The sequence below is a fragment of the Serratia sp. CoH_122_TC_1 genome (assembly GCF_058191755.1).
Genome location: NZ_JBXWLA010000009.1, coordinates 14,255 through 30,708 on the forward strand (window position 1 = coordinate 14,255; position 16,454 = coordinate 30,708).

The window sequence follows — 16,454 nt, forward strand, 5'->3', positions numbered from 1 at the left end:
TCATGCGAAAAAAATTGACGGATGCCATACGGCAACATGTTGGCGCGGAGTATCCGAATGAGGCTTGCGGAGTCATCATTGATACCGGGCGAAACCAGCGTTATATCCCATGCCGCAATATCTCAGAAAAACCTACCGAGAACTTTACGCTTTCGCCTGCTGATTATGCTGTAGCTGAAGAGCAAGGCGAAATCATAATGATTGTGCATTCTCACCCGGATGTCGTACAGCTGATCCCGTCAGAATTTGACCGGATACAGTGCGATCATTCGGGTATTGAGTGGGGGATTATGTCCTGGCCAGACGGTGATTTTTGCACGGTATCACCGCGAGGTGAGCGCGAGCTTGTCGGCCGTCGTTGGGTGTTGGGTTATGCCGACTGCTGGACGCTAATCATGGATTATTTCCGCCAACATCACGGCATCACCTTGAAAAATTACTCTGTGCCGCGCGAATGGTGGATCGACGGCAAAGAAAACATCTATGACGACAACTGGCAGGCCGAAGGGTTTATTGAAGTCTCCCGCGATGCCATTCGCCCCGGGGATATGGTCATGATGCAGATCAGCGCACCGGTGACCAATCATGCAGCTATTTATCTCGGAGATAATACCATCCTGCACCACAATTTCGGCAACCTTTCGGCGAGGGTGCATTACGGTAAATATTATCGTGATCGCACCGTTCGGATTGTTCGACATAAGGAGCTCTTCCATGCGTAAAAAAATCACGCTCAGAGGATCGATGGGAAAGAAGTTTGGCCGTCACCATGAGTATGCTGTTACGGATTTGCGAGAGGCGTTGCGGGCCATGTGCGCCACTATTCCAGGGTTTAAAAAATACATGTCAACAGCGCATCTCGATGGCATTCGGTTCGCTTTTTTCAGTGGTCGGGAAAATATCGGCATTGAAGAATTTGATATGGCAAAAGGTGCGGGTGAATTCGTGATCACGCCCATAATCGAAGGCGCTAAGCGTGGTGGGATGCTGCAAGTTGTCATCGGCGCTGTTGCCCTGGTCGCTGCGTTCTTCACTGCAGGCGCATCGTTGGCAGCGTGGGGGGCCGCAATGTCAGCCGCCACAATTTCAGCGACATCGGTATTAACGGGGATAGGTATCAGCATGATGCTTGGGGGCGTTGTACAACTTCTGACGCCGCAGCCAAGCATGAATATAGGCGCATCCTCCAGTACGGACAATAAGCCTAACTATGCTTTTGGTGCGCCGGTGAATACCGTTGCAATGGGTTACCCGGTACCACTGCTTTATGGCGAACGGGAGATCGGCGGCGCCATTATCAGTGCCGGTATTTTCTCTAGCGATCAACAGTAACCACGGGTTGAAATGGTTTATGGCTGCCTCTTGGCAGCTTTTTTTATGGGTGAAAAATGAGACTACTTGAAAGGCAAACGGTTATCAGCGGCCGTAAAGGTGGCGGTGGAAGCCCACATACTCCGGTAGAACAACCCGATGACTTGCTGTCAGTTGCCAAGCTGAAAATGGTTATCGCCCTGTCTGAGGGAGAAATTCAAGGTGACCTCACGGCGCAGCAAATCTATCTAAACAATACGCCACTTGCTGACGATGCAGGAAATTATAACTTTACCGGCGTTAAATGGGAGTTTCGCAAAGGCACTCAGGATCAAGCGTATATCCAGGGCTTGCCGGAAATAGACAATGAATCGACGGTAGGCATTGAGGTTAAGGAAAACGCCCCTTGGGTAAGGAACTTCTCAAATCTCAGCCTGGATGCTGTACGCATTAAACTCAGTCTGCCTATCCAGTATCAGTACAAGGATAATGGGGATATGGTCGGCACTGTCACCGAATACGCGATCGACCTATCAACGGATGGCGACGCATATCAGAACGTCGTTAATGGTAAGTTTGATGGTAAAACTACGTCAGAGTATCAACGCGATCACCGTATTGATTTGCCAAAATCCACGACGGGTTGGGCCATTCGCGTCCGCCGCATTACGCCTGATTCAACTTCGACAAAACTCATCAACGCGTTCAAGATAGCTTCATTCGCGGAGGTCATCGACAGCAAACTGCGTTACCCCAACACTGCATTGTTGTATGTCGAGCTCGATTCCAGCCAGTTTAACGGCAGCGTGCCGAAGACAACCTGCAAGCCAAAGGGCAAATTAATCCGCGTGCCGGACAATTATAACCCGAGTACAAGGACATACAGCGGGGCGTGGCTCGGCGATTTCAAGCTGGCCTACAGCAACAATCCTGCCTGGATTTTTTACGATCTGGTGTTGGATGAAATTTACGGTATGGGTGGGCGCGTCGATGCCAGCATGATCGACAAATGGCAGCTATACAGCATCGCCGCATACTGCGATGAAATGGTGTCTAACGGTGCCGGTGGGAAAGAACCGCGCTTTGTCTGTAATGTTTTTATCCAAAATCAGCAGGACGCATACACCGTATTGCGTGACCTCGCGGCGGTATTTCGCGGCATCACTTTCTGGGGGAATGACCAGATTTATGTTAATGCCGATGTGCCGCAAGATGATGTTGATTATGTCTACCACGTTTCAAATGTCGTTAACGGTGATTTCACCTATGCTGGCGGCTCGTATAAAAACCGGTTTACCTCTTGCAATGTTTCCTACTCGGACCCCATCAATCATTATTCGGATACGATTGAGTCTGTATACGATTCAGAGCTTGTGGAACGTTACAACGCGAATCAGATGCAGCTGACAGCGATCGGTTGCACTTCGCAAAGTGAGGCGCACCGCAGAGGGCGATGGGCTATTTTGTCCAATGCCAAAGACGGCTCGATTTCATTTGGTGTTGGACTGGATGGTTATATCCCGCTGCCGGCAGAAATCATTGGTGTTGCCGACCCCTTCCGTGCGGGAAAAGAGAATGGTGGCCGTATCAGCCGGGTTGCTGGACTGAAAATTACCGTTGACCGTCCGGCTGACTATGCCGTTGGCGATCGCCTGGTGGTAAACCTTCCCGATGGTACCGCCCAAAGTCGCACAATCAGCGCGATCAGCGCTGACAAAAAGACGGTAACCGTCGCAACGGCATACCGGCAAACTCCTGTAGCGGGCGCGGTGTGGTGTATCGACAGTGACAAATTGGCGATCCAGTATTTCCGCGTGACGTCGATCTCAGCAAACGATGACGGCACATTCACGATCGCCGGTGTTCAGCATGACCCCAACAAGTACCGCTATATCGATGACGGTGTGCGCATCGACCCGCCGCCGATTTCGGTCACGCCACCTAACGTTATGTCAGCACCTAAGAATATCGTTATCGCCGAAGTTGATCATCAGGCGCAAGGGCTGACGGTGGCCTCAATGCAGGTGACCTGGGAGCGTGTTGAGGGCGCTATCGATTATCTGGCCCAGTGGCGCAAGGATAAGGGCGACTGGGTGAACATAGGGCGCACCAGTGCGCAGGGTTTTACAGTCCAGGGGATTTACTCTGGGGTGTACGACGTGCGCGTACGCGCCATGAATGCGGTCAATGTCTCTTCTCCCTGGGGGTATGCTGATTCAACCACACTCAGCGGTAAAGTGGGTAAACCCGGCACGCCGGTTAATCTTATGGCCAGTGATAACGTCGTCTGGGCGATTGATGTTACCTGGGGATTCCCCTCTGGTGCTGGCGATACAGCCTACACCGAGATAGAGCAGGCGACCACCGCCGATGGCCAGAACCCACTGTTGCTGGCCAATGTTCCCTACCCGGGGGTGAGCTATCAGCATGGCCCAATGCCGGCGGGCGTGCGCCGTTGGTATCGAGCCCGGCTAGTGGATCGCATCGGCAACAAGGGCGACTGGACGCCATTTGTCGCGGGCATGTCCAACGTTGATGCTGACGAGCTGATCGGCTCTGTGGTTGATGATTACCTGAACTCGGAGGACGGCAAGGCGCTGCTTGATCCGCTGAAAACCAACCCGGAAGCCATTTTGCAGAACGTGCTGGCGGAATACGGTACCGCTAACCAGCAGTGGGCCAACTACGGCGAGAACCGGGCCGGGATCATCCAGGCGCAGAAAGTGGCCGCCGACGCTGAAAGCTCGGTTGCGCAGTTAGAAACTGACGTTACGTCCAAATTTAACGAGCAGGAAGCTGCGATACAGGAAAAAATGACGGCCTATACCGACGCTTCCGGCGGCTCGGCGATTTGGACGTTGAAGACGGGTATCAAGTATAACGGAACGAACTACGATGCCGGTCTGGCGGTTGCCGTGACAGTCAACGGTACGCAGGTTGTTACACGCGTAGCCGTTAACGCTAACCAGTTTGTGGTGATCAGTGGCAGCAACGGTAGCTATTACTCGCCGTTCATCATCAAGGATGGGCAGGTGCTTATCAGCCAAGCGTTTATCGGCAAGGGCTGGATACAGAACGCGATGATTGGCGATTACATTCAGTCTAATGACTATGTTGCTGGCAGAATGGGATGGCAACTCAATAAATCCGGTGTTTTTGAAATTAACGGTAGTAATGGCGCCGGTAGAAAAGTTATCACTAATACGCTTGAGCAAATTTTTGATTCTAATGGCACGCTTCGTATGCGCTCTGGGCTTTGGTGAGGTGAGGTGAGATTATGGCGGGTGGAATTCAGTGCTGGGATGCAAACGGAAAATTAATTGTAGATCTCGGAGACTATAATACTCGTTATATTGGAAGGGTGCAGATATCCATGCCTGCACAATCCTTTCAAACAACAGCCCCTTATCCGGGGGCCACTGAAAGTGGTTCATTTGGAGTTATTATATCAACCAGCAATACTTCCCAACCCCCGGACCGTTACATGACTCGTGCATATGATGGTGGTGTGCGGCTGTACTGTATAGACCCCGGATTCTATCAGGCTGTAACGGTAACTATAGACGTGTTCAGTTTTCTGTAAGGAGGGATAGGTGAGTGGTTTTCAGTATTGGAATGAACATGGTGCCCTTATGATTGATTCAAACTATAAGGGGACTTATTATCAAGATAGTATGATATATAGTGGTATCTCAGACGTTGGTTTTTATCAAATATCAACAACAATCGGTAATAGTTCGGATATGGGATATGTATCCAATCGTTTTCCTATAAACGATAGCCTCCGATGGTTCAAGCCAAATAGTGGTGCAAAAATGATTTTCGGCGATACGGATCTGATGACTGTAAATCCAGGTAGGATGGCTAGAACACGTAGCGATATGCCAGTAGAAAGTGGTTACAGGGATGTATTCAATGCCGCTGGTGATTTGGTTTGGTCTGTCGTACATGCGGCAAAAATACCACGAATTATTGGCTTCTTTGACATTCCAAAAAATTTTGATCTGGATAACAACGCATATACACAAGTAATTGGTGAAAACACATGGTTACTGGCAAGTAATGCGCCTGGTAATATTTCCTACGATGGAGAAGTTACAGGATATAGCGGGCTTTTCTTCCGGTTTATCGGTGGTGCTTTATCATGCCAATGGATAAGTAAAAACCAGAACGCTTGGGAGAAAACAATGCGCCCGTATGGTTTGAGAATTCCGTATGCAGTGCTTCCTAATCTAGAGTGATATGATTGTTTTTTTTGAATTTTAACTTAAAACTAAAGGTTGAAAATTATGAGGTTCATTATGATTCTCACACTCCTTCTGATATCGACTGCATCTAATAGTGTGGAAAATAAAATTGAATATCCAAAAAGAGCTTTAGATCTTAACTTTTCAGGCTTTGTGGAAATAATATATGACATTAGCGATTCAGGAGTTGTTGAACATATAAGAATCATAAAGTCAGAGCCAAAATATGTATTCGACAGGTCTGTAGACAGTCAGGTGAAAAACTGGAAATTTATGAAAGGAGAGGCAAAGAAAGATGTGCCCCTCAAGATTGTGTTCAAAGGTGAAAATCGCTAATTAATAGAGTCTGTGGCACTTGCAGATTTTTGAGTGTTCATAAATTGCCGCAGGAATGTAGCGAGTCTTCTCATATCTTCGTGGTCAAAGCTTTCAAGTGTATTTAGATGAGCAATTTTGTGTTCATCTGGTAGGGAGCGAAAAAAAAGACCGACTGCCATTTTCAATGCGGTTACCTCACTAGCCACAGACTCTACGTCATCGCATGAAGTTTCAAGCGTGAAGTTATCGATAATTTCGAAATGGTTTGACATAGCACACTCCTTCCGTGTTGTGGTCACAATTAAATAAATTTAACATGGCGAAATACTTTTTACCATTTATTCTGTTTGTGAAACCTTGATAAATCAATGGAATGAATAATTAAGCAAGCGGCTCGCTTGTATTACACTGGATTAAAAAAATCACGTCACCATCACCACCTGCGATAAATAGCAGTCCATCAATGCCAAATGACCCGGCCACCGCGCCGGGTTTTTTGTCGCCAAAATTCAGGAGAACACCATGCCAGCAGGCACAATAACCCTAAAAAACAATTCGGCGGCGGTTACTGGTAGCGGCACTTCGTTCAGTACCGAACTCAAGGCCAACGACTTCATTGTGGTGACAGTAGGCCAGACCGTTTACACCCTTGGGGTTAAGTCGGTGGAGTCGAACACGGCGCTTACCTTGGTGCGTAACTTCGACGGTCCATCTGCCAACGGTCTGGCCTGGACGCCGGTCCCCTATGGGGCGATGGTATCTATCACTGCGCAGACGCACGCCTATACCTCTGAGGCCTTGCGGGGACTGCTGTTGGATAAGCGCAACTGGCAGCAGGTATTCAGCGGTACCGGTGATGTAACGATAACACTTCCCGACAACAGCACATATACAGGACCTGCGTGGAATGCGCTGAGTGAGCGCTTGACTAACGTAAACGATAAGTTGGTTGGTAAGGTTGATTTGATAGATGTCCCCCTGGGTATTATCAGCATGTGGCCGCTGGCAACGCCACCTGACGGATTTAAAATTTGTGATGGCAGTGCATTTGATAAAAGTGTCTACCCAAAGTTGGCGAAGATATTTACCAATGGCGTGCTTCCTGATTTTAGGGGCGTATTCCCGCGCGGGCATGACCGGGGGCGTGGGTTAAACCCAACTCAGGCACTTTTGCAATACGTTAATGATAGGTTGAAGAAACATAAACATATGTTTGGAAAGGCATTTATTAGAGATACTCCAGCAGGGGATTCTTTTGTTGGTGAAAAAGAAACATTCCCGATAATCGGTAATGGCTTCGCTCATACTTCATATTATGATTGGGGTGATGTTTTTAATTCAAGCTGGCCATACATGGCAACTACATATAACGATAATCAAGATGAGGAAACAGCACCAAAGAGTATAGCTGTTAACTTCATTATTCGAGCTGCGTGAGGTTAATAATGGTTAGTTTTGATGAAAACGGTTTTGCTACGGAATCAGGTGTGGTCTCTGCTTATGTTTGTTCACCTGATACCAGAGAGCTAATTGGACAGTTACAGGTTAATGTGCAAATTCATTGCGGATTACCTGCTAACTCATATATTGATGAACCACTTAAAGAAAAAGATGGGTGTGCGATTGTTCGCTTGCTGAGTGGCTGGGGGTATGTGGCCGACTTTCGTGGAAAGAGTGCATACGAAAAGGAAACAGGAAGCGAGTTTATTATTGAAACTCTCGGTGAACTTGACGATATCTACACATTTAAAATGCCGGTAACAAAATTTGATGAGTGGGACGGTAACTCTTGGGTAACTAACGAGGCTCTTGTGAAAGAAAATGCCATTAATACAGCAAGGGAAAATAAAGAAGAACTGGCTGTTAATGCAGAATCTAAAATAGTCATGCTGTCCAGGGCTATAAAACTTGGTATTGCCACGGATAAGGAAAAGGAAAAGCTTAATCAATGGGAGGCCTACAGTGTTTATCTTAGTAGGGTAGAAGTATCAAACGCGCCTGATATTGATTGGCCTTCACTTCCTGCTTAGTTATTTTAATGGAGAAATAAACAATGGTGTTAATCAGCGGTGTATTAAAAGGACCTTATGGCGATCCTCGTACTGGTGTAACCATTACGATGCGATCAATTAAAACCTCGTCAACGGTGCTTAACCTGGCAAAATCACAGTCCGTGACGAATGACAGCGGCCTGTATTCGTTAAACGTGGAGCCTGGCGCATATGAAGTCATTGTGTCTGTTTATGGTTCTCAGCCTGAACGGGTAGGCACAATAGAAGTTTATACCGATTCCCTTCCCGGCACGCTCAATGACTTCCTGCGCCGCCCTGGTGAAAGCGACATCACACCGGAGATTGTGCAAACTGTTGATCGCATGCGCTTGGAGGCAGCAGCGTCTGCTGACAAATCAGCTGCGTCAGCTATGGCGGCAAAGCAAAGCGAGAATAACGCAGCAGCAACATTGGCGGGAGCTGTTAAAGAAAGTTCACGAGCTGTCGTAATTCCTGCTGTTGTGAATACGATCGGTAGCGCCCAAGGGTATCTAAAATTAGCTACTCTTGCAGCGACAACAACGGGTGTATCCGGTGTGCATTTGTTAATAGCTGCTGGCAGAACATATGGAAATCCCGGGCTGGATATAAAACTGGTCCAATTTTCAGCGCGTAATGCTACAGCATCGGCACTTGATGCCCGTGGTCTGATGGTTGCTGGTATTGGCCCTGGTGGCTCAGACGTGAGATTTGGCGCGATATACAATTCAGATATAGCGCGTTGGGAGTTATGGATGGTTGGGCCTGCTTACAGCATGCCATCGATAACAATCCTTGCTAGTAGTTCGCCAACTGCAATGTTTGGCATTGATATTGTGAAGGGTACGACATGGCAGAAAACAGGTCCAAGTGGACTCACTACAGTTAAAGAAAGCCGGGTCTTTACTGATTATAACGTAACGGTGGATGGTAACGGCTTCCTGAAAGCTGCATCCCCGATCGCCAGGCTTTCCGGGGAACCTGAAAAAATGCCAGATGATTACCTGAACGGTTTCACTCTTTCCGGCTGTGTGGCTGTGAACGGTGAGGCTGATGGAGTAACCGCTGAGCGGGTTTCTGTCGGTGTCTACAAGGTTACCGGATCGTTGGGCTTCGCTGAGGAAGGCTGGAACATTTAGGTGCCCCAGGACGTTAACGGCAACCGTCTATGCTTTGTAGAAACCAGCACAGGTAAGGATGGCACAATCTATGTGAAGGTCAGCAAACGCCGCTTTGATGTTGATACGGCTGCTATCGTGGCTGGCGACCCAATGGACATCCCTGATGGTCGCTGGATTGACCTGCGTCTTGAAATGCCGGTGCTGGAGGTTTTTGAAGAATTTGACAACCCAGTAGCGACTGCTGATGAAGCGTAACTTTAAGATGCCGGGATAGCCCGGCTCTTAAGTCATGGTTGAAACCAGTCATCCGCACTTTCCCATGTTTCCTGCAGTATCTCTTCGATCACTTCTCTGTCGGCAGTGGTGCCGTTACGCACTGAAAGCCCATCCATACTGGCCATGCGAACGGTGGCTTCAGCATCAGGATATTTACGCTGCAGCCGCTTGTTTAGCTCGACCGCCAATGCGGAAGCGGCGCCGGCGGGTAGTTGTTTTTTCTTGTCGATAGTCACTTCAACGTAAAGCATGATTGCCCCCTCAGTTGTCGCTTACCAGCCATTGATCAGATTCTTCAAACATTTCTTCCAGCATCCGGTTCAGTTTTTCTTTGTCACTTTTGCTGGCGTCGGTATTCAGGCTGTTGGCCTGCATCGGCTTCACACGAACGTCAGCAGCAGGAAAGATACCGTGCACCCGTTTGGTCAGTTCGGTCTTAATCATCTCTGTTGCGCCAGGTAGCTCTGCCACATTTCGTTTATCAAACACGAGCTCTACGAACATTTATACGCCCCTAAATTTAACTGTAATTTTATACAGTATATTCGGGTGAGTGATTTTTTCAATGCTCAGTGAGCTAATGGGGCATAAATGGGGCATGGATAGTGCAAAAATGGGTGTTTCTGAGCTGGAGTAAGTTTTTCAAGAAAGATAAAAAACCTAGTAAAAACATAACATAAGCAGTGTTGGGCAGGTGTGACAAAAAGAGGCTCATTACGGTATAGACGTATTGAGCCACGTTGCTCTAGCCTCTCTATATCAGTTTTTATACCCGTCATACTTGGTGCTGCATCTTAGTTGGCTGCCTGCATTTACCCCTGTCACGGACTACGCGTACGCTCCGGGGATGCATTTAGTTGCCGTCGCGATGCAACGCCAATTATTTGGGGTAGATAGGATGTCTGGCTGCGGAGTGTAGCCCGTTTCGAAAGCGGATCCCAGACATCACTCCGCGATCGCCAAGTATAACTCTTTATGCGCCCGTGAAGGCGCATATTGGTTGCTTAAGGCGTGACGACGATCGCGACGCGGCGGTTTTCCGCACGACCGCTGGAAGTGCGGTTATCGGCCACAGGATCGCGCTTGCCCATACCCCGCGTTTCAATATTGGCGCGAGGAATGCCTACGCTGGCCAGCAAGTCGGCGACGGCATCGGCACGGCGCAGCGACAGCTGATCGTTATAGCTGTCTTCACCGTAATTGTCGGTATGCCCGTCCAGACGGAATTGGGTGATGCCAACGCTCATCAGTGCGCGACCCATTTTTTGTACCGTTTCGGTGCTTTCCGGGTTCAGCTTGCCGACGTTATTACCAAACAGTACTTTGTCGGACAGGCCAAATTCCCAGCCGTTATCCGTCAGTTTGAATCCCTGTGACTGCAACAGCGCAATTTGCTCAGGGGTTAAGCCCTGCGGTTTGCTCTGGCAGCCGGCAAGGGCTAACAAGGCGATAAACATCATCGTCAGCAGTGAAAAACGGCGTTTTAGTGTTTGCTGTATCATAATCAAATCCCTAGTTTTATTTTATATACCCGTCATTCTTGATGCTGCATCTGTGTTGGCTGCGAGCGCTCGCCCCAGTCACTGACTTCAGTCAGTGCTTTGGGTCTGACGTTCTGGCCGCCTTGATGCAACGCCAATGATGTTGGGTATCGCCGGGGCTTTATTTCTGTATTGCTAGCCGCCAGCCTCCGTTATAACGATGTTTTGCCTGGTACATGGCATCGTCAGCTTCGTGCAAGAGCCCCTGAGGCGTTACCGCATGTTCAGGGTAAAGCGCAATACCGATACTCAGAGAGGAAATCACCGTCTCGTTGTTCGGCAAAATTACCGGTTGGGTCATGCAGTCGATAATGTTATCGGCAATTTGCAGCACATCTTCCGTAGTGTGGACCGGCGCCAACAATACGGCGAACTCATCACCTCCTAAACGTGCCACCAGATCGCTTTCACGCAGTTGCGCGCGAATACGCCCGGCAATGGTGGTCAGTACTACGTCGCCGGCGGCGTGCCCGTAGCTGTCGTTAACTTCCTTGAAGCGGTCGCCGTCTATAAACAGCACCGCCAGTTTTTCTTTTGGCTTAATGTCTCCTAACGCACGGCTCAGTCGGCCTTCAAAGAACGCGCGGTTTGGCAAACCGGTAAGGCTGTCATGGGTCGCCCGGTGCGTCAGTGAGTCATTTTCCTGTTTCAGATGCGCTTGCCAGGCTTCCAGCTCGTCGAGCAGGCCGTTAAAGTCACTGCTCAACTCATGCAGTTCGGCAATGGGGGCAGAAGGCACCCGCAGACCAAATGTACGATCGCGTCGCACCGCATGTGCCACGTTGGCAATATCGTCCAATGAGCTGACAATCCCTAACAACATGCGGCGGGAAAGAACCAATGAGCACAGCGTACTGAGCACCAGACAGGCGAGCATCCCCACCATACCGCGCAGCAGGAAGCGCAGTAGGCTACCCCCATGCCCGCTAAGCCACACTTTACCGACCACTTTGCCTTCATGTGTAATCGGCAGGATCACAGGTTCCGGTAGCGCCCAGTGAGCGACGACTTGCTCCATACCGTGTAAAGGACCGTCTTTAGGATGACGCCAACTGGCGAGCACCTTGCCGTTATTGTTCAGGATTTTTGCTTCTGACACTTCCTCATTGGAGGCGATCAGCACCAGCGCTTCGCGTGCGGCGGTGCGGTCTTCAAACACGACAGCAGCTTCGACGGTATAGCTGATGGAGCGCGCGATCAGGTGCAAGTTGTGGTTGGCATAGGCACGTAGCGCAAACAGCGCGACCAACGTCAGGAAAATCCCGGCGGTGCCGACAGCAATCAATGCCAGTGCAAGATGTACGCGTTGCAACACCCCGCCCAGCGTAGGTCGTGATTGACCCGATCTGTTCTTGCGCAACCACTTCATAACGGAGGCGCCTGTTTGCGTGCCAGTTGAAGCACGTTAGGGTGAACACGTACGCCGCTGCGTGCCAGTGCGTCAAGGTTCACTTTAAAGCTGGCGGTGTCACCTTCGATCTGCAGGCAAAACGCGCTGCCGGCAGAACATTCACCGTCGTTCTCACTGATGCTGAGAATGGAACGTCCGCTAATGCGTTGCATAAAGTTCTGTTTTTGGCTGGCGCTGACATTACCCAGATAGATCACATCACAGCCGGTGCTCAGCAGTGGACTATCGAAGGGAATACGCTCAGTTTTGATTGGCCGAGGGGCGCTCAGTAGAATGGGATCGAACAGGCCCTTGTCATACTGGGTTGGCGCCGTCACGCATAACCGTATCGGGTTGGGTTCACTGTTCCAGCGTGCGTAGCTGATAATGCCAACGACCACGGTGGTAACAGCATGGGTGCGATTTTTATAGGGATCGGCCGTCTCGGGGCTGGCTAAACTGGGAAAGACCAGCAGTGTGGCAAGAAACAGCGACAATAAGCGACCATAATTTAGACGTGCGCAAATGAAACTCATAAATGAGTTTTTTGCGCAGGTTGCCAATAACGCGGCATTATTCGCCATCTTCATCTGCCATTCCTGCCCACGTCCGCGCACTGTTGCGGCAACGTAACAATGAGAAGCCTGACCCGGTTGAAGGGATAATTATCTTACTGAAAACTGTCAATCGCACTGCCTGATGAACACTATCTAACCCATAATTGGCGCGGATTGTATTATAAGATATCTCGGTTGCGCGCTTTATGTGCCGTTTTCTCGGAATTATCTTATCTTTTTTTAACAGTATAAAAACGTGCACCCGAGTTTGCCAGGCGTTTTCAGCAAAGTTGGTGCAGCAGGTCAGGGATTCAGCGGTTTGCGCAACATCGTTCTTTCGTTGTTCCGACAGTGGAATTCTATGGTGGCTAATAATTTCAAATGACTTCATCTTATTATCGACGTCGTCATTAATAATGGCTGAGCGCGTCATTTTTCAGTGATAACACCTGGCCAAAATGATTAATACGGCAGAAATTGCCGCCAGCTTTATTTTATTTGTCAGCGACGGTAAACCTTTTTTACCTATAGCCCATCGTGACGATAAACTTCTTCTACAGTAGTGAATGGATAAGCAATCGTGCTGTCTATGATAGATGGCTGAGCCGGTCGCTTAGCGCACCCTTTTGTTCTGGCGTGATGACGGTGATTTTCCACGACAGGACGTGAAACACTCGGAGAGCCGATTTCCCCGTCCGTTGACTGCTGGCGTAGCGCGGCAACGGGGGGCGTCGTCTCTGGCAACACATAAGCATTAGCGAGGAAAGAGTCAGTATGGTCAAGGTAGACAAGTGGCGGTTTTGGGCTGTGGGCCTGTGTCTGACGGCATTTTCGGGCGCGACATTGGCGGATTCCCTGGATGCCCAGCGTCAACGTTACCTGCAGATTAAGCAGGCGTGGGACAGTAATCAAATGGGTGTCGTGGCACAACTGATGCCGACGTTGCGCGATTATCCACTTTACCCTTACCTGGAGTACCGCGAGCTGACGCAAGATCTCAGCCAGGCGGGGTTCTCTGAGGTGAATGACTTTATTAAGCAGCACCCGACACTGCCGCCTGCCAAATCGTTAGCTCCGCGCTTTGTTAATGAGCTGGCACGGCGTGAAGACTGGCGCAGTCTGTTGGCTTTCAGTCCACAGGCGCCGAAACCTATTGCTGCGCGTTGTAATTATTACTACGCCAAATGGGCCACGGGCGATCAGCAGGCGGCCTGGAGTGGTGCAAGCGACGTTTGGATGAGCGGCAAATCGTTGCCGGGCGCCTGTGACAAGCTGTTCAGCGTTTGGCAGGGGGCGGGTAAGCAAACGCCGTCGCTTATCCTGGAGCGTATGAAGCTGGCACTGAAAGAAGGGAACAGCGGATTGGTGAACAGCCTTTACCGCCAGTTACCCTCAGATTATCAGACAATGGGCGACGCACTGGTACGGCTGCAAAATGATCCGACGACGGTGGAGTCCTTTGCTCGCAGCGTGGGGCCGACTGACTTTACCCGGGCGGCGACCAGCATCGCTTTCGAACGTCTGGCGCGTCAGGATGTCGAAAACGCCCGCGCGATGATCCCTACGCTCGCTCGCCTGCAAAAAATGAGTGACAGCGAACGACTGGGGTTGGAAGAAGCGGTGGCGTGGCGTCTGATGGGCAGTGACGCTACCTTTGAACAAACACAATGGCGCGATAAGGTGATCCTGCGCAGCCAATCCCCCACGCTACTGGAACGCCGTGTGCGCATGGCGCTGGGTAATGGCGATCGCCAAGGCGTAACGACCTGGTTGGCTCGCCTGCCAGAAGAGTCACGTAATAAAGATGAATGGCGCTATTGGCGTGCGAGTATTTTGCTGGACGAGGGCAAACGCAGTGAAGGTGAAGAGATCCTGCGTCGCCTGATGACTGAACGCGGCTTTTATCCCATGGTAGCGGCGCAAAAGCTGAATACGACTTACCCGGTTATGGTCGCTGTGGCGGCGAAACCTCGCGCGTCGCTGGTGGACGGGCCGGAAATTGCCCGTGTGCGTGAGTTGATGTATTGGAATATGGACAATCTGGCGCGCAGCGAGTGGACTTCCTTTGTGGCCAGTCGCAGTCGTCCAGAACAGGAAGCGCTGGCGCGTTATGCTTTCGAGCAGAAATGGGCCGATCTTAGCGTGCAGGCGACCATCGTCGGTAAGTTGTGGGATCACCTGGAAGAGCGTTTCCCGGTGGCCTGGCCGCAAGAGTTCCGTGCTGCGACCGACGACAAGGGGATAACGCCGAGCTATGCCATGGCGATTGCCCGCCAAGAGAGCGCCTGGAACCCAAAAGCGCAATCCCCGGTGGGGGCGAGCGGCCTGATGCAGGTTATGCCGCGAACCGCGCAGCATACCGTTGAAATGTACAATATTCCGGGTTACTCAAGCCCAAGCCAATTACTTGACCCGCGGGTCAACATTACCATCGGCACCAGTTATCTGGAGTACGTTTACCAGCAGTTTGGGCGAAACCGTATTCTGTCGTCGGCGGCTTATAACGCTGGCCCATCCCGCGTAAACACCTGGTTGGGCAACAGTGAAGGGCGAGTCGATGCGGTGGCGTTTGTCGAAAGCATCCCGTTCTCGGAAACCCGTTCTTACGTGAAGAACGTGTTGGCTTACGATGCATTTTATCGCTATCTCATGCACCGACCAGCCAAAGTGCTGACCGATGCGGAGTGGCAGAGGCGTTATTGATTTTGACGGCGCTATGGTATGCTGCTGTACTAGTTAAATAGTATGGTGGCTTGCCATGACGCAATTATCACTTAACGACCCGGCTCTTTCAGAACAAGGTAATGAGGATTGGCTGCGCTTTGTTGCGCTGCTGCAAAACGCGTTTGCACAAGAACTGCATCAGCCTCTGATGCAACTGCTGCTGACGCCAGATGAACGCACGGCGTTAGGCACGCGGGTACGGATCATCCAGGAACTGATGCGCGGTGAGATGAGCCAGCGTGAGCTGAAAAATGAACTGGGGGCAGGCATTGCCACTATCACCCGGGGTTCGAACAGCCTGAAGGCGGCGACACCGGCGCTGAAGCAATGGCTGGAACAGCAGCTGTTGGGCGATACGCAGTAGCGTAACGCCCAACAGGGCTACTTCTGCGGCGCGTTATTGTGGTTTTGGTAGATTGAATTGTGGAAGGGCACCAACGCCAGCAACAGCGCCTGATGGTAAACGCTGGTGCGGCTTAACCGCCCATCGGTAAAGATGCCGATAGCGCCGCCCTGGCGTTTCACTTCAGCATTGCCGGTGATGGCCGCCATCTCGCTCCCCAATTCGCGACCAGCGCGAATTCCCTGTAAAATTGTCTCTGGTAACATCAGGCTGGCTGAGCGCGATTCGCCGCGGGTGTGTGGGTTTTCGACCGTCATCCAGGCGAAAGTCATATTCTCTTCGATACCTGCTTCCACGCCGACCCAAAAGTCGGCTTCTGGGCGTACTTGCCGCGCTTCCATTACACGCTGGCGTGCCCCGGTGCGGGTTTCGAGATTACCTATGGGTTGCAGTGAGACGCCGCTGGCGACGTCGACTGATTCAATACGGCATTGGCCTGCGCCAAAGGTGTCATCAAAAGCCAACTGAATAGCCTTGATCTTTGCCGGGTTGGTAGTGGCAGCGACAACATGATACATAACGGGTTTGGCATCCTT

At 50.6% G+C, this 16,454-nt stretch carries 17 protein-coding genes and 1 pseudogene; 10 read left to right on the forward strand and 8 right to left on the reverse strand.

Annotated features, from left to right (window positions below; genetic code table 11):
* Positions 1-2: 2 nt before the first annotated feature.
* The 5 genes from AC2FC2_RS12970 (at position 3) to AC2FC2_RS12990 (ending at position 5,894) form a co-directional block, all read left to right on the forward strand.
* Entirely contained in the window at positions 3-722 is a 720-nt protein-coding gene (locus AC2FC2_RS12970; protein ID WP_490659358.1) for a C40 family peptidase, read from the forward strand.
* Positions 715-1,332, forward strand: a complete 618-nt coding sequence (locus tag AC2FC2_RS12975; protein WP_490659359.1) for a tail assembly protein — start codon at positions 715-717, stop codon at positions 1,330-1,332. Before AC2FC2_RS12970 ends, AC2FC2_RS12975 begins: the two co-directional genes overlap by 8 nt.
* 56 nt (positions 1,333-1,388) lie before the next feature.
* A complete protein-coding gene (locus AC2FC2_RS12980) occupies positions 1,389-4,574 on the forward strand; it encodes a TipJ family phage tail tip protein (RefSeq protein ID WP_490659360.1) in 3,186 nt (1,061 codons plus the stop codon).
* 330 nt (positions 4,575-4,904) lie between these two features.
* The gene (locus AC2FC2_RS12985) at positions 4,905-5,552 is read left to right on the forward strand and encodes a hypothetical protein (protein ID WP_490659361.1); all 648 of its coding nucleotides are present in this window, start codon (positions 4,905-4,907) and stop codon (positions 5,550-5,552) included.
* A 60-nt stretch (positions 5,553-5,612) separates the two neighbouring features.
* A complete protein-coding gene (locus tag AC2FC2_RS12990; protein ID WP_490659362.1) occupies positions 5,613-5,894 on the forward strand; it encodes a TonB family protein in 282 nt (93 codons plus the stop codon).
* On the opposite strand, the gene AC2FC2_RS12995 is transcribed toward AC2FC2_RS12990, so the two are convergent.
* Positions 5,891-6,148, reverse strand: coding sequence for a hypothetical protein (locus AC2FC2_RS12995; protein WP_490659363.1), 258 nt, complete (start codon positions 6,146-6,148; stop codon positions 5,891-5,893). The two genes, AC2FC2_RS12990 and AC2FC2_RS12995, sit on opposite strands and share 4 nt — an antisense overlap.
* A 250-nt stretch (positions 6,149-6,398) precedes the next feature.
* On the opposite strand from AC2FC2_RS12995, the gene AC2FC2_RS13000 reads away from it, so the two are divergent.
* The 3 genes and pseudogenes from AC2FC2_RS13000 (at position 6,399) to AC2FC2_RS13010 (ending at position 9,282) form a co-directional block, all read left to right on the forward strand.
* On the forward strand, positions 6,399-7,313 hold the full coding sequence (locus AC2FC2_RS13000) for a phage tail protein (protein ID WP_490659364.1): 915 nt from the start codon (positions 6,399-6,401) through the stop codon (positions 7,311-7,313).
* A gap of 8 nt (positions 7,314-7,321) precedes the next feature.
* On the forward strand, positions 7,322-7,906 hold the full coding sequence (locus AC2FC2_RS13005) for a tail fiber assembly protein (protein ID WP_490659365.1): 585 nt from the start codon (positions 7,322-7,324) through the stop codon (positions 7,904-7,906).
* A 23-nt stretch (positions 7,907-7,929) separates the two neighbouring features.
* Positions 7,930-9,282 (forward strand): annotated as a pseudogene (locus AC2FC2_RS13010) (phage tail fiber protein).
* 32 nt (positions 9,283-9,314) lie between these two features.
* On the opposite strand, the gene AC2FC2_RS13015 reads toward AC2FC2_RS13010, so the two are convergent.
* The 6 genes from AC2FC2_RS13015 to AC2FC2_RS13040 all read right to left on the reverse strand — a co-directional run bounded on the left by AC2FC2_RS13015 (position 9,315) and on the right by AC2FC2_RS13040 (position 13,182).
* Positions 9,315-9,554 carry a DinI-like family protein gene (locus AC2FC2_RS13015; RefSeq protein WP_490659366.1) on the reverse strand — a complete coding sequence of 80 codons (240 nt, stop codon included), beginning with the start codon at positions 9,552-9,554 and terminating at the stop codon, positions 9,315-9,317.
* 10 nt (positions 9,555-9,564) lie between these two features.
* The gene (locus AC2FC2_RS13020; RefSeq protein ID WP_490659367.1) at positions 9,565-9,807 is read right to left on the reverse strand and encodes a DinI family protein; all 243 of its coding nucleotides are present in this window, start codon (positions 9,805-9,807) and stop codon (positions 9,565-9,567) included.
* A 500-nt stretch (positions 9,808-10,307) separates the two neighbouring features.
* Complete coding sequence (gene yfiB / locus AC2FC2_RS13025) at positions 10,308-10,805, reverse strand: outer membrane lipoprotein YfiB (protein WP_037420612.1); 498 nt, start codon at positions 10,803-10,805, stop codon at positions 10,308-10,310.
* Between the two features lie 160 nt (positions 10,806-10,965).
* Positions 10,966-12,213, reverse strand: a complete 1,248-nt coding sequence (gene dgcN / locus AC2FC2_RS13030; RefSeq protein ID WP_209634944.1) for a diguanylate cyclase DgcN/YfiN — start codon at positions 12,211-12,213, stop codon at positions 10,966-10,968.
* Positions 12,210-12,824 carry a regulatory sequestration protein YfiR gene (gene yfiR, locus AC2FC2_RS13035; protein ID WP_490659368.1) on the reverse strand — a complete coding sequence of 205 codons (615 nt, stop codon included), beginning with the start codon at positions 12,822-12,824 and terminating at the stop codon, positions 12,210-12,212. The genes dgcN and yfiR overlap by 4 nt, the downstream gene beginning before the upstream one ends.
* Positions 12,808-13,182: a hypothetical protein gene (locus AC2FC2_RS13040; protein WP_265555815.1), complete on the reverse strand. Its 375-nt coding sequence runs from the start codon at positions 13,180-13,182 to the stop codon at positions 12,808-12,810. The genes yfiR and AC2FC2_RS13040 overlap by 17 nt, the downstream gene beginning before the upstream one ends.
* Positions 13,183-13,565: 383 nt before the next feature.
* Here AC2FC2_RS13040 and sltY point away from each other — a divergent pair, with 383 nt between their 5' ends.
* Together sltY and trpR are read left to right on the forward strand one after the other, a co-directional pair.
* Positions 13,566-15,494, forward strand: coding sequence for a murein transglycosylase (gene sltY, locus AC2FC2_RS13045; RefSeq protein WP_265555814.1), 1,929 nt, complete (start codon positions 13,566-13,568; stop codon positions 15,492-15,494).
* A 55-nt stretch (positions 15,495-15,549) separates the two neighbouring features.
* On the forward strand, positions 15,550-15,879 hold the full coding sequence (trpR, locus tag AC2FC2_RS13050) for a trp operon repressor (protein ID WP_209634955.1): 330 nt from the start codon (positions 15,550-15,552) through the stop codon (positions 15,877-15,879).
* A gap of 17 nt (positions 15,880-15,896) precedes the next feature.
* Here trpR and yjjX read toward each other — a convergent pair whose 3' ends face one another.
* Positions 15,897-16,436 (reverse strand): inosine/xanthosine triphosphatase, encoded by a 540-nt coding sequence (gene yjjX, locus AC2FC2_RS13055; protein ID WP_209634957.1) that lies wholly within the window; start codon positions 16,434-16,436, stop codon positions 15,897-15,899.
* Positions 16,437-16,454 lie beyond the last annotated feature (18 nt).